The 13,095-nt window shown below is 65.7% G+C and carries 15 protein-coding genes; 4 read left to right on the top strand and 11 right to left on the bottom strand.

All coding sequences use genetic code 11. The features are described from left to right. The first annotated feature begins 58 nt into the window (after positions 1-58). Complete coding sequence (locus F0Q34_RS22685) at positions 59-151, top strand: excalibur calcium-binding domain-containing protein (protein WP_149814303.1); 93 nt, start codon at positions 59-61, stop codon at positions 149-151. Positions 152-569: 418 nt separating this feature from the next. On the opposite strand, the gene F0Q34_RS20835 is transcribed toward F0Q34_RS22685, so the two are convergent. The 10 genes from F0Q34_RS20835 to F0Q34_RS20790 form a co-directional block, all read right to left on the bottom strand. Beyond that, entirely contained in the window at positions 570-1,253 is a 684-nt protein-coding gene (locus tag F0Q34_RS20835) for a tetratricopeptide repeat protein (protein ID WP_149814302.1), read from the bottom strand. An 11-nt stretch (positions 1,254-1,264) separates the two neighbouring features. After that, complete coding sequence (locus F0Q34_RS20830; RefSeq protein ID WP_149814301.1) at positions 1,265-2,215, bottom strand: type II secretion system F family protein; 951 nt, start codon at positions 2,213-2,215, stop codon at positions 1,265-1,267. Further along, entirely contained in the window at positions 2,212-3,162 is a 951-nt protein-coding gene (locus F0Q34_RS20825) for a type II secretion system F family protein (protein ID WP_149814300.1), read from the bottom strand. The genes F0Q34_RS20830 and F0Q34_RS20825 overlap by 4 nt, the downstream gene beginning before the upstream one ends. Further along, on the bottom strand, positions 3,159-4,508 hold the full coding sequence (locus F0Q34_RS20820; RefSeq protein ID WP_149814299.1) for a CpaF family protein: 1,350 nt from the start codon (positions 4,506-4,508) through the stop codon (positions 3,159-3,161). Before F0Q34_RS20820 ends, F0Q34_RS20825 begins: the two co-directional genes overlap by 4 nt. After that, a complete protein-coding gene (locus F0Q34_RS20815) occupies positions 4,505-5,677 on the bottom strand; it encodes an AAA family ATPase (RefSeq protein ID WP_149814298.1) in 1,173 nt (390 codons plus the stop codon). Before F0Q34_RS20815 ends, F0Q34_RS20820 begins: the two co-directional genes overlap by 4 nt. Before the next feature lie 37 nt (positions 5,678-5,714). Beyond that, positions 5,715-5,987, bottom strand: coding sequence for a hypothetical protein (locus F0Q34_RS20810; protein WP_149814297.1), 273 nt, complete (start codon positions 5,985-5,987; stop codon positions 5,715-5,717). 4 nt (positions 5,988-5,991) lie between these two features. Beyond that, a complete protein-coding gene (locus tag F0Q34_RS20805; protein WP_149814296.1) occupies positions 5,992-7,500 on the bottom strand; it encodes a type II and III secretion system protein family protein in 1,509 nt (502 codons plus the stop codon). After that, positions 7,497-8,342, bottom strand: coding sequence for a Flp pilus assembly protein CpaB (gene cpaB, locus F0Q34_RS20800; RefSeq protein WP_149814295.1), 846 nt, complete (start codon positions 8,340-8,342; stop codon positions 7,497-7,499). The genes F0Q34_RS20805 and cpaB overlap by 4 nt, the downstream gene beginning before the upstream one ends. A gap of 9 nt (positions 8,343-8,351) precedes the next feature. Next, the gene (locus tag F0Q34_RS20795) at positions 8,352-8,849 is read right to left on the bottom strand and encodes an A24 family peptidase (RefSeq protein WP_149814294.1); all 498 of its coding nucleotides are present in this window, start codon (positions 8,847-8,849) and stop codon (positions 8,352-8,354) included. An 81-nt stretch (positions 8,850-8,930) separates the two neighbouring features. Next, positions 8,931-9,125 (bottom strand): Flp family type IVb pilin, encoded by a 195-nt coding sequence (locus tag F0Q34_RS20790; RefSeq protein ID WP_149814293.1) that lies wholly within the window; start codon positions 9,123-9,125, stop codon positions 8,931-8,933. Positions 9,126-9,341: 216 nt separating this feature from the next. Between F0Q34_RS20790 and F0Q34_RS20785 the strand changes: the two genes are divergently transcribed. Genes F0Q34_RS20785 through F0Q34_RS20775 form a run of 3 tightly spaced genes read left to right on the top strand, consistent with a single transcriptional unit; the run spans position 9,342 to position 11,672 of the window. Further along, positions 9,342-10,820, top strand: coding sequence for a pilus assembly protein TadG-related protein (locus F0Q34_RS20785; RefSeq protein ID WP_277755321.1), 1,479 nt, complete (start codon positions 9,342-9,344; stop codon positions 10,818-10,820). Continuing rightward, positions 10,820-11,263 carry a TadE/TadG family type IV pilus assembly protein gene (locus tag F0Q34_RS20780; protein ID WP_149814291.1) on the top strand — a complete coding sequence of 148 codons (444 nt, stop codon included), beginning with the start codon at positions 10,820-10,822 and terminating at the stop codon, positions 11,261-11,263. Before F0Q34_RS20785 ends, F0Q34_RS20780 begins: the two co-directional genes overlap by 1 nt. A 34-nt stretch (positions 11,264-11,297) precedes the next feature. After that, on the top strand, positions 11,298-11,672 hold the full coding sequence (locus F0Q34_RS20775) for a TadE/TadG family type IV pilus assembly protein (protein WP_161600977.1): 375 nt from the start codon (positions 11,298-11,300) through the stop codon (positions 11,670-11,672). Positions 11,673-11,790: 118 nt separating this feature from the next. Here F0Q34_RS20775 and F0Q34_RS20770 read toward each other — a convergent pair. Then, a protein-coding gene (locus tag F0Q34_RS20770; RefSeq protein ID WP_206668115.1) for an IS5 family transposase occupies positions 11,791-12,602 on the bottom strand; the annotation gives its coding sequence in 2 pieces (ribosomal slippage) (positions 11,791-12,245 and positions 12,245-12,602; 813 coding nt in all). Between the last annotated feature and the right edge of the window lie 493 nt (positions 12,603-13,095).

The raw sequence follows: 13,095 nt of genomic DNA, 5'->3' as shown, positions 1-13,095 counted from the left end.
AGGAGGTGAACAGACACGGGTCATTTCTCAGCGAAAACTCTGACCCCTCCCGGGTCAGATCTCAGCAAAAATCAACAACCTGCAGCAATGCGGGCTGAGCCGGCTGGATGGGGACCGCGACGGCGTGCCCTGCGAAAGCCTTTGCCGCTAGGGCTGCACCTCTCACCGCCGGCTTGGCAGGCGCCACGGCCAATGGCGATACTCGGCCGATGTCCTGGTATGACACACAGGCCGGCACCTTGAGCGCGCGCTACAGAGTGCAGCATACCCCTCGTCCATAGCGAAGAAGCCAAGCTGACCCGCCATAGCCACTGCCTTTGCTGAGCAAAACCAGTGAAGCAGTTCAGCCCACAGCAAGGCTCCAAAGTGTCCGCGTGGCCCCGGAACAAGTTCCTGAATGCCTCATGTTCCTGCTTTGGATAATGCCCGCGAGTGCATCGAGAACAGAGGTGCTACGACAATAACGAGCAACCCCTGCACCCTTGAGTAGCTTGGTCTCGATACCCCAGGCTTACCAAGTTCAATCAGCCAAGAATTTGCGTAGAGCCAGAGCTGGGTGCAGCCCACTTTCAACGCAGCACGGCGCCCAGCGCCTGTGCCAACGGATTCTCGACCGCCTCACCCGCTGCCGCACGGGCAACGGCGTGGTTCTGCCGAACCCGCTCCGGTACGCCTGGCCGGTCTAACACACTGAAGAGCGTGGCGGCAGCAGCAGCTCGTCCTTCAAGCAAGGTGGAAAGCGCCAAGTTGTTCGCCGCCGCCACATTCCCAGGCGAGACTGCCTGCGCCGCGCCGTAGCTCTGCTGCGCCTCGCTATGGCGGCCGAGGAGGTCAAGCGCCACGCCCTGCCCATTCAGCGCGGCAACGTTTTGGGGTGCCTTGCGCAACAGGGCCTGATAGGTGACCAGTGCCGCCTCAGCCTGACCAAGGGCCAGCTGGGCACGCCCGGCCTCTGCCAACAGACCCGGATCGCCGGCATTCCTCTGCAGGGCGTTCTGCAAGACTTCGATGGCCTGGTCAGGCTGACCGTGCCCAAGCAAAGCACCAGCATAGCGGCGCTGGACGTCAGGCCGATTCGGCGCCTGCTGAGCTGCTGCCTCGTAGAGCGACAAAGCGACGTCGCCCTGCCCAGACTGCTCTGCGACAGCTGCGACACGAAGCCGAGTTGCCACCTCGTCGCGCTCGCCCGAGAGGGAGCAGCCAGTTGTCAGCAGCAGGGAGACCAGCACGAGGCCGTGTGAAAGACGGGGCATGTGATTATCCCTCAGCTTCCCGAGAACTGGGCGATGAGGCGGATGGCCGAGGGGCCAATCAGCACGATGAACAGACAGGGCAGAATGAACAGGATCAACGGCAGCACCAGCAGGGCGGGCAGGCGAGCCGCGCGCTCCTCCAACCGGATCATGCGTTCCTGCCGCATCTCGCCGGCCAGCACGCGCAGTGCCTGTGCCAGCGGCGTACCATAGCGCAGGGTCTGCGATAAGGTAGCCGAAAGGCGCTGGAAACTTTCGATACCGGTTCGCTCGCCAAGCCGCATGAGCGCGGCGCTACGGTCGGGCAGCATGCGCAACTCCTGGGCCAGCAGCGAGAGTTCAAGGGCGATGGCAGGGTTGGAAAACTCCATCTCCCGAGCGACGCGCTCCACAGCGCTATCCAGGCCCAAGCCGGATTCCGCGCAGACGACCAACAGGTCCAGCGCATCTGGCAGACCGCTCGAAAGCGCCGCGACATAAGGCCGGCGTAACGCGGCCACCACCCAGCCGGGTGCCAGGATGCCGAGCACAAGCCCCCCGGCCGGCATCAGCCAGATGCGTTGTCCGCCCCCGCTGAACTCCGCCAGCAGCCAGCCGAGCAGCGGCAGCAGAATGACCGTGAGGAGCTTAGCACCCAGAAAGGTCGGAACGGCGCGATGCGGATTGAAGCCAGCCGCTGCCACCGCACGCTCCAGTTCCGCCAGATCCTTGGCAGAAAACAGGGCGGTGCGCCGCAGCACCTCGCCAAGCCGCTGGAGCAGGCGGCTCAACGGCTGCAAAGGCCTGGCTTGCCGCCGTGCCGCCGTGCCGGAGGGGCGCGTGACCTGTCGGATGCGCGCGGCAAGATCGCGCTGCTTTGCCTCTCCGTTCAGCAGCAGCGCGGCGGCGAGCGCCAGCAGCAGAGCGCCGCCTCCGGCCAGCACGGCGAGCATCAGAGGCGAGAGGGGGATGGCCCCCGTCATTCGCTGGTGTTCTTGCGGATCAGCCAGCGGATGGTCAGCAAGCCGGTGCCGAGCAGCATTGCGGCGATCATCAGCATCGTCTGGCCCAAGGGCGTATTGAAGAAGAGGTCGAGATAGCCGGGCTGCAAAAAAGACAGGCCAAGCCCCGCGAAAAAAGGTAGCACGGCCAGGATGGCCGCCGAGGTACGGGCCTCCGAGGCCAAGGCGCGGGCGCGGCTGCGCATCGCCACGCGCTTGCGCACCATGTCGGCCAGGGTGTCGAGGGCCGCGGTCGGGCTGCCGCCCGTCTGCGCCTGCAGGCCGATCATTACCGAGAAGAAGGCAAATTCGGCCAGCCGCGTGCGCTCATAAAGGTTCCACAGCGCTGCCTCGGCGGAGCGGCCGATGGCGATCTCGCCGACCACGCGGCCATAGGCTTCGCGCGTTGGGGATGGCATCTCTCGCGCGATGCTGCGCAGCGCCTCCGTCATCGGCAGACCGGCGCGCAGGCCGCGGACGATGACGCCGAGTGTGTCGGGGAACTGGCGGAACAGAGCGCCGGTGTAGCGGCGGTGCTGCCAAAGAAAGATGGTGCGGATCGTCAGGATGGCGGAAAGCGTTCCGAGCCCGATGCCGGGCAGCATCCCCACATAGCCCTTGGCGCGCCAGAACCCGAAGAGCCCAACCAGCACACCCACCCCTACTACCACTGGCCAGGGCACAACATGCTCGGCGGAGTTGTCGGGACTGTAGCAAACTAGGCGCAGGGTACGGCCGAGCAAGGCACTGTTGTGGCGCGGTGCGACCCGGATGTTGGGCAGGCTTCGGGTAGTGGTAACCGCCGGCGCTGCGGCCGCCCGTACGCCCTGCACGCGCGCCCGCAGCTTCGCCTCGCCACCGCTGCGCAGCACCAACATGGCAGCGAGGCAGAGCAGGGCTGCCATCCCTGACAGCAATGCGGGCATCATTCGGGCAGTTCCTGCAGGGCGTCCATCCAGACGCGTTCCAGACCGAAATAGCGCAGCTTCTCGGAGAAGGCCGGCCTTGTGCGCGGGCTGGTATAGCGGCCGACCAGCTGGCCGCTCGCATCTTCGCCCTCGAAGACATAGGTGAACACCTCGTTCATGGTGATCACCTCGCCCTCCAGTCCGCAGATCTCGGAGATCTGCGAGACGCGGCGCACGCCGTCGCGCATACGCTCCACCTGGATGATGAGGTCCACCGCGCTGGCGATCTGCGTGCGGATGGCGCGCGGCGGCAGGGACATGCTGCCCATCTGCACCATGTTCTCGATGCGGGTGACGGCATCGCGCGTGGTATTGGCGTGCACGGTGCAGAAGGAGCCATCATGGCCAGTGTTCATGGCCTGCAGCATGTCGAAGGCCTCGGCGCCTCGCACTTCGCCGACGATGATCCGGTCGGGGCGCATGCGTAGCGCGTTCTTCATCAGGTCACGTTGGTTGATCTCGCCCTTTCCTTCCAGGTTGGGCGGACGGGTTTCCAGCCGCACCACATGCGGCTGCTGCAGCTGCAACTCGGCCGCATCCTCGATGGTGACGATACGCTCGTCATGCTCGATCAGCCGGCTCAGCGCATTCATCATCGTTGTCTTGCCTGAGCCGGTGCCACCTGAGACAACGATGTTGAGCCGACAGCGCGCCGCGACCTCCAGCACCCGCGCCACCTGCGGAATCATGCTGCCATTCGCCACCATGGCGGAGAAGTCGATCTTTTTCTTCGAGAACTTACGGATGGAGAGGCAGGGCCCGTCCAGCGCCAGCGGCGGGAAGACGACGTTGACGCGGCTGCCATCTGCCAGACGACAATCCAGCAGCGGGCTTGATTCGTCCACGCGCCGGCCAACCGCCGCCGCCATCTTCTGTGCAATGTTAGCCACCTGAGCGGCATCGCGGAAGCGCACGTTGGAGAGGTGCATCTTGCCGCGTACCTCGATGAACACCCGATCAGGCCCGTTCACCATGATGTCGCTGATGCTGTCATCCTGCAGCAGCGGCTCCAGCGGGCCGTAGCCGACCATGTCATGAGTCAGTTCCTCGGCCAGCCGCGCCTGCTCGCGCGCCGAGAGTTCCAGCCGGTCGCGGTCGGCTACCTCGTGCACAATGGCCTCAAGCTGGCTGCGGAGCGCCGGCGCGGAAAGCTCGGCGGCGACCACGGGATCCACCCGGTCCATCACTTGGCTGCGCAGCCGGAGCAGCGGCGCCTCGCGCGGCACCTCGCGCGCCAGCACGGTCGCGGTGGGCTCTACCGCAATCTGTGAAGACGCCGCCTCGGTGCGGCGGCCAAAGGTCTTCATCGCCGCAACAATCGCGCCAGGCGACGCAGTCCGCTTTCGGTATGCTGAGAGCGAGTACCGGAGATCTCCCGCCCAAGCGGCGCAAGGGCACGACGGAAGCCCGCACTATCGTGCAGGGCAGGACGGCCGAGATTCAGGGCTTTCGGCAGTTGCGTGGGAAAATCGGGAATGGTGATATCCGGCGCGCTGCCAAGCCCCTCGGTGACGAGCGCCGTGCTTAGCGCGCCACGCATCCCGGCACGATTGAGCACCAGCAGCGGCACCGCTCCGCCAGCGACGGCACTCACCATACGCCGCGCCGCGCCAGCGTCGCGGATACTGGCAACATCCGGCCCCATCACCAGAATGCGGTGTCGCGCCATGGCGATGACGCGTCGCTCGATCGCAGTGGGAGGGATCGGGAGATCAGCGACGATAATATTGAAGCGTGAACGGAGCAATTCTAACAGGCGTGAGACGCCTTCCTCGGTGGGGGCTGGATTGGCATCAAAGGCCTCCTCGGCCGCAATCAGGCGCAGACGGTCGGAAATAGGAATTGAGACGCGATCAAGGAACAGCGCGTCCGCCCGATCCGGCTCCTCTAGCGCCACCCGCAGGCCGGCACCTGGGCGGACGCCAAGCGCGAGGGCCGTACTGCCGCCCCGCAGGTGGAGGTCAAGCAGTGCCACATGGCCGCGCGTTGTCTCGGAAAGGTGTAGGGCCAAGTTGGTTGCGATGGTGGTGGCTCCAATCCCGCCCCGCACCCCGCCCACCGCGATGATATGGCCACCGTGCGGTGCGGCGGAGCCATGCCCCCCCCCCGTCGCCACCAGCTCCGCCAGTGGCGGGCCGAACAACCGGCTCACATTGTCCCGGGTGAGCGGCTTATAGATATACTCCTCGACTCCAAGTTCGCGCGTGATCCCACGATAGAAGCTCAGCTCGGCGCGGTCGCCCACCACCAGCACGCGTACGTCGGGGCTACACACCGTGGCGAGCCGGTCTAGCTCGGCGGCGGCATCCTCCACTTGGGAGACATCGACGATCAGCAGGCGCGGCGTTGGTTCGCGCTCCAGCACCCGGAGGGCCGTACGGACATTGCCACGCCGCACAGGAAGAGCGTCCGTCCACTCGGCCAAGCCGCCCCGCAGCGCGCTCTCGCTTTCATCATCCGCCAGAAAAGCGAGCACGACTGGCCGCTCCGAGGTGCTGGCCGCCCGCGGGGTCTCACTGGCTGCCACTGGCTGTTGCTCCGGAGCCGCGTGGATCGATCAAAATGGGCGTCTTGCCCTCACGCAGCCGTTGCACTGCAGCGGCTGCGGTGTCCGCGCGGCTGCCGGTGGCGCCGACGCCATATTCCGCATGTGCTGGATCAGCCAGCATGGCACGCAGGTTGCGCTCGTTCAGCTCCTCCGCATGCCAAGTGCCAGAGCGCAGCATCGGGTCGGAGTTACAGCCAGCCAGCAGGAGGGCAAAGCCCAGGGCAAGGTGCTTAACCATGGCGCTACTCCACCATGAAGCCGGCATCCACCGGCTGCCGCAGCGTCGGCAGCGGCGGGGCGCCGCGCGAGAGCTGACGCTGTTGCAACACGCGCTCCAGATCCGTCGCCGGCCGGAAGCGGTCTGCCGGAGTGGCAAGGGCTGCGGGATCGGAAACCGGGCGTACAATATAAGGCGTGACGATGATCACCAGCTCGCTTTCGCTGCGCTGAAACAGATCGGAGCGGAACAGTGGACCCAGCACTGGCAGGTCCGCCAGTCCGGCTAGGCCCTGCTGGACTTGCGTGCTGTTTCGCTGCAGCAGGCCGGCGATGGCGAAGCTCTGTCCGCTGCCAAGCTCCACGGTTGTCTCCGCACGTCGCACAGTGAGGGCGGGAATCTGCACAGAACCGCCGCTGATCGGGACGCTGATGGCGCCATTCTGCGACAACTCGCTCACCTCCGGGCGCACCCGCAGGCTCATCCGGTCGACTGAGAGCACCGTCGGTACGAAGGAGAGGCTGACGCCGAAGGGCTTGAACTGGATGGTGATGGCATTGTTCTCAGAGCTCGCAGCCACCGGCACCGGGAACTCGCCACCGGCCAGGAAGCTGGCCGTCTCGCCGGACTGCGCCGTCAGGTTCGGCTCGGCCAGGATGGTGATGAGCTGGTCGGCGGCCAATGCGTCGATTACCGCGTTGAGGTCGAGGCGCGATGTGGATAGGCCGCCCGCAATGCGAGAGGCGGCGGCGCTGCCCAACGAGGACGCGCCATTGACCGCGGCAGCCGCCACGGTGCTGGCCGCCGGGCCGCTGCGCAGGCCGAAGGCAAAGCTGCCGATCGATCCCAACGCCTGCCAGTTCAGCCCGAGCTCCCGCGTGATCTGGCGGGAGATCTCGGCGATGCGCACGCGCACATTCACCTGGGTGCTGCTACGCACCGTCAGCTCATTGTCCACGGTGCGGCCGCTACCCCCGAAGGCCGCCGCCAGGACGGCGGCGCGGTGCGCCTCGGCCGGGCTGGCGACGCTGCCCTCCAGCACGATCGCCGAAGGCGTGACGCGCGCACGCAAACCCTGCCCGCCTGGCACCGCTTCACGCAATGCGGCTTCCAGCGCCGCAGTGTTCACAGGGACGGACGCCGCAGCGCCACCAGAGGGCAGGGCGGCCGCAGTGCCACCCTCGGGAGTCACTGTTCCTCGTACGGTGATCTCGTATTGCGCGACGAGTGAGCCATCCTCGGCGGTGGCGATCACGGTGGTGCGCCCTTCGGCCACGCCCATCACGAAGAGGCGGGTGGGCGAGGTCGGCTGCACCCGGGCGATGCGCGGGTCAGCAGCGATCACGGTGGCGGCGGGGCGCGGCAGTGTCAGCAGCTGCCCGGTTCCGGCCTCGATGCGGGCGCTGCCGGAGAGCGGCGCCACCGGCCCGGCCGGCGCCACAGTGGGCAGCCCCGGCTGGGCGCGTGCGGGGGCCAGGGGTAGCAGGACGATCAGACTGGCGCGGAAAAGGCAGCGCGCAGGGGAAAAACTCATCGAAAGGTCAGATCCTGCATCTCGCCACCCTGGATGACCCGCATACGGGTGGCCGCCGCCTGCTCGTTGCGCGAGAGGGCGGAGGACACGTCAGCGCTGAATACCGCCGCAGGTCGGCCGGTTGAATCGGCGATGGCCGTTTCTTCCATAGCGCGTACCGTAACGGAGAGACGGCCGAGCCGTCCAGCCACTGCAACCCGCTCCGCCTCCCGCGCAGAGACCTCCAGCGTCACGGTGCGGGCGACGTCGCGCGCGGCAGTGTCGCCGCTGGCGCCCTGAGTCATCTTCTGGTCCACGGCGATAACGCGGATATCCGTCAGCACCGTCTCGGCCACCACACGGCGACCGAGCGGCGTTTGCGCAGGGTCGAGCTCCTGGGTCAGGATCAGGTCCACCTGGTCGCCGGGCCAGATCAGGCCGGCGGCACCGGTCACAGCATCCACGCCGACCGAGATGGCCCGCATGCCGGGGCGCAGCACCGCGGCCAGGAAGCCACGGTCACGTGGCCGCAGAACATCGTCGCGTGAAAGCGGCACGCCGGCCTCAAGGTAGGTGCGCAGCATGGCGCCGCGCAACTCGGCGCGCTCCTCCGGGGTGTCGCGCAGCACCGTGGCATCGATGCCCTCGGGCGGCACCTCGCGCACGACCCAGTCCTCCTCCTTCAGCAGCGAGCCGGCCGGAAGGGGACGCGCGGCGGTGAGGATGCGGAGGCGGGCTGGCGCGGGCGGCGCGGCCTCGGCCGCCGCCACTGGCCTCGGCGCGGGCGGCTGGACCGCCTGCCAGGCGATCAGGCCCAAGCCACCAGCGGCCAGCAGCAGGACAAGAACAAGAAGCAAGCGCATTGTCGGGCCTCACGCACCACGCAGCAGGATCATCGCGCCGCCAAAGGCGATGGCGACGCCATAGGGCAGCGGTCCACGGCGGCGGATTCGCCAGGCCTCGACCCGGCCGATGCGCGCCAGCAGCCCCCCCGCCGTGGCAGGGCGCGCGGGATGCGCCGGGAGCAGCCGGGAGAGGGCGAGATAGGTCAGGCCGAGCACGCCGCCGGCAGCCGCGGTGAGGACCAGGAAATCCCAGATCGCGGCTGGGGCCATTCCGAGCGCCAGGGCGGACATGAGCTTCACGTCGCCGCCACCGAGGGCGCCACGGGCGAAGAAGAAGAGGAGAATGCCGAAAAGCAATGCTGCGGAGAGTAGGGACAGCAGCAGCGCCTGAGGGCCGATCCAGAGTCGAATGGCAATACCCACCAGCGCGAACACGACACTAGCAGCATCCGGAATGGTGCGCGTTGCAATGTCGCGCCAGGCGACGAGCGCCAGAAGAGGCAGAAGACATGCGAAGAAAGACATCGCGGGATTGTTCTTCCGCAGCCCCGAGTGGGCGTTCTTGGATGAAACTGGGCGGCATCGGCCGCCCAGGCCATAAAGTACTTAGGTAATCTTGCCGGCGGCCGTGATCTTGGCGATGATGCCGGTGAAGAATGTGCCGATCTCGGTACCGAAGGTGCTCATCGCTCCCGCGACCGCGACAACGATAACAGCAGCAATCACACCGTACTCCAGCGCGGTCACGCCCTTGCGATCCGCCTTGAGGCTGGCGAGGAGATAAAGCGCCTTACCCATCATGAAACTTGCTCCGATTTTGCTTTGCATACGGTTGGCGGACCACGCAATCGCGCGACTATCGCGAGATCATCTTCGGTAACCGCACGCCCTGGTAGCGGAAACGTGATAGCACCCCCCCTATAACCTTTGGAAGAAAAATTTTAGCTGTTTATCAACCTTAGATCGCGCTACTAGATAGACATACAGCCGGATCCTCGAACTTTGCGCACGTTCATTATGCGGAAGTACCGAAGGTTCTGGCCGTCTGCCCTGATTGGCCTTGTAATCGTGTCCGCTCGCGCACCTACCCTTCTGCCCCGCCTCTACCCTGCGGCACTGCTGCGGCTTCTAAGTCGCCTCCGCCAGGATCGGCGCGGTGCAACCGCCCTGTTGTTCGCCGTTAGCGCGACCGCCCTACTCGGAACTGTCGCGCTCGCGGCGGAGGGGGGGCTGCTCTACCTAGTTCAGCAACGCGCGCAGAGTGCTGCCGACCTTGCCGCCGTTGCTGCCGCCTCGGCCGCCGAGGCACGGACGCGCGGTGCGGCCCTCGCCGCGGGTATCGAGGTTGCGGGGCTGAATGGGTTCGGCACCTCGTCCGAGACCACCCTAGCAGTCCGCAACCCGCCAGCGAATGGTACCTTCAAGGGCAACAACCAAGCCTATGAGGTGGAGATCCGCCGCCGGCAGCCGCTAGCTCTGGCAGGCGCCCTCTTTGGTCAGCCTGAAGGTGAGGTCGGCGCGCGTGCCGTGGCCATGCTGAAAGGCTCGACGCAGGTCTGCCTACTGGCGCTTAACGGCACGGTCAGCGTGAGCAGCTTCAGCAAGTTCACCGCGCAGGGCTGCGCCCTGGGCGCCAATGGCACCGGCGCGGGCGCGGTGAAGATCGACAATTCGGGCAGCTTCTCGGCACAGGGCGTGGTGACCGCCGGCACTTGCAGCGGCTGCACCAACTCCAACGTGAAACTGACGGAAGGCTATCAGGACCGCGCGCCCGCCATCGCCGATCCCTACGCCAAGCTCAATAACCTAACGGTGCCGAACCCGCCCTGCACTGCCAGCACCACTATTCAGTTCACCTCCCGCGCGGAGATACCGCGCTATGAGCAGACCGGCACCGCGTTCTGCAACGCGTCCTACCGGATCGGAAAGGACAGCAAGATCGCGCTCGATCCCGGCACCTACATTTTCCGTGATGCATCGCTGACCATCAGCAGCCTTTCGGAGCTCACCTGCAATGGCTGCACCTTTATCCTGGTCGGCACCGGCAGCGGCACCACTGCCTCCTTTAGCGCGGAGAACCTCAGCAGCTTCGCCTGCGAGAATTGCACCATCGCCCTGCTCGGCAGCAAGCCAGGGCAGGTCAACTTCACCAGTCTCTCAACCGCCCGCCTTACCGCCCCCCTCACCAACAGCTACGATCCTGCTCTGAGCGGGATGATCATCGTCCGCTCGGACTCTGGCCCGGTCGGCAGCAGCAGCAGTCCGACCCTGCGGATGTCGAATCTCAGCTCCATTGACCTGCTCGGTGGCATCTATGTGCCCAACGGCTACACAAAGATCACCAGCATGTCGGCCCCCAATCCCAGCACCTGCCTGCCGATCGTTGTAGGCACACTGGAGATCGGGCAGCTCAGCAACTTCCCCTTCGATGTGAGCGGCTGCCCCGCCCGGAAGACGGCCATCCCGGAAATCCGGGTGCCAAGGCTGGTGGAGTGATGCGGATCCTGGCTCGGCTCCGGCGCTGCCGGCGCGGCGTCTCCGCGCTGGAATTCGCGCTGGTCGGTCCTGTCCTCGCACTCCTGGCACTTGGTGGCTTCGACTTAGGCAATGCCGCCCTGCAGAGCCTCCGGCTGGCGGCGGCAGCGCGGGCCGGTGCGCAATATGCCTTCACCCAGCCGACCGACAGCGCCGGAATTACCGCTGCCATTCGTGCGAACCTGCCGGGCTGGACAGACGTCACCGTGCCGGCGCCGGTCCTTGTCTGCCGTTGCGAGGACGGCACCAGCGTTAACTGTGCAGGCGGAGCTTGCGGGGGTATCCCACCGGCGCTGTATGTCACTCTTGCTGCCACCCGCCCCTTCACTGCCAGTACGCCGCTCACCGCCACTCTCTTCCCTGCTCTAGTCCTGCAAGGCCGTGCCGAGTTCCGCCTTCATTAGACGAGGTCGGCGCAGACTGGGCCAACGCGGCGCGTTGTCGCTGGAGTTCGGCCTGGTCATCCTGCCCTTCCTGCTGTTGCTGCTGGGCGGCATTGATCTGGCACGTTACGCCTACACGGCACAGGCCGTAGACAGCCACACTGAGGCCACATTACGAGCCGCTCTAATCTTTGTCGCTGGGGACACCTCGGCCCGATGCCTCACGGATCTGAACTCCACCATCGCGCCGCTTGATCCTCCAGCCGGCGTCGAGGTAGGGCGGATCGCGCAGCGGCATGCAGGCTGCGTTCGGAACAGCAGCAGCACCCTCGTGATCACTGTCACAGTCGCCTACCGTTTCACCTTCCTGACAACCTTGTTCGGCAGCCCAGAACAGCAGATCAGCCGCACGGTGCAACGCAGCCTCTAGAGCAGATGTTCGTCTGAGCAAAAAGGCCGCCCGGCTCCACCGAAATCGAGTGTTGGGGGAGGACATGAAGGAAAATCCAGAGTGGCTGGTGCTTTCGCCTTCGTAGCGTCCGGATTGCCTAGGCGGCGTGGACAAAGCTGATCCATAAGCGGATGGCGGCGAGTTGGACGAAGCCAAGGAAGCTGCTGCCGGTGTGGTCATAGCGGGTAGCAACGCGGCGACAGTTCTTTAAGTGGTTGATGCAACGCTCGATGCGGTTGCGGAGGGCGTAGAGAGGCCGCTGAACGCTGAGCTGGATGCGCCTGTTGCGCTTGGCCGGGATCTCCGGCTGCCCGCCGCGGTCGCGTACATCCTGTCGTATGGCATCATTGTCGTAGCCGCGATCCGCGAGCAAGATGCCAGGATCGCTGTCCCGTTCCCCCATCAGCACGTCATAAGCCGTGCTGTCATGCGCCTCACCCGGCGTCAGCGTTAGGCTGATCGGCAGGCCATGGGCATTGGTGCGGAGGTGGATCTTGGTCGAGAAGCCACCGCGCGAGCGTCCAAGATCCTGGCGATGAGTCCCCCTTTTACGCCACCCGCACAGTGATGCGCCCGGATGATGGTGCTGTCGATCATCTGGAGGGCGTCGGCATCGCCGCCCCCATCCGCCAGGGCCTGCAACAGCACATCCCAGGGGCCGGATGTGATCCAGCGCCGATACTGCCGGTGGACGGAGTTCCGGTTGCCCAGTTCGGGCGGCAGATCGCGCCAGGGAATACCCGTACGCGCCACCCAAAAGATGGCATCCAGAACCCGACGATGAATGCCAGGTGGGCGGCCGCGGAAAGGACCGGTCTCGATCACGAAGGGTTCGAAGAATGCCCACTCCTCATCCGTCAGCAACCTCGTAGCACCAGCGTCTCCTTCCAGGAGGCAGCCTTGAATCATTAGGACTTCGCCATGTGAAGCACCTTTGTCCACGCCACCTAGTCGTGCACCCCTCGCCCTGGCGCTTCCTTGGTCCGCCGGTAATTATCTTCTCGCTCGCGCTGCGCAACGGCGGCCAGGATGCGCAGGGCCCGGCGGTCAGCCGGGGTATTCCCAGCAGTACAAAATCGAACCCGCTTTCTAGAACGCTGCCAGTGAAAGCGACATCGCGTGTGAGGCCGGTCAGTTCAAGGATCGCAAGCGTCGCGCCAGTGCGGCGGCAAAGATCGAGCGCCCGTTCCAATTCTGGACAACCACGTGCACGCTCGCTCTCGATGAAATCATCCAGCAGTTCTCCTCCTCGGCCCGTGCCAGAATCGGCTACGGCTGTACGCTGCGCGTCTAGATCAGGCTGCTTCTTTCTGCGTCCCACACGCACAGGAAGATAGGCCACAAAGCTGCGGCTCATCCCGCTGCCTCCAGCGGGCCGCCACTTCGCGCCAATGCCCGCCTG

The sequence above is a fragment of the Teichococcus oryzae genome, from assembly GCF_008386565.1.
GTDB classification, from domain to species: domain Bacteria; phylum Pseudomonadota; class Alphaproteobacteria; order Acetobacterales; family Acetobacteraceae; genus Pseudoroseomonas; species Pseudoroseomonas oryzae.
Note: the sequence above shows the minus strand (reverse complement) of the source record. Positions and strands in the feature narration are given on the sequence as shown.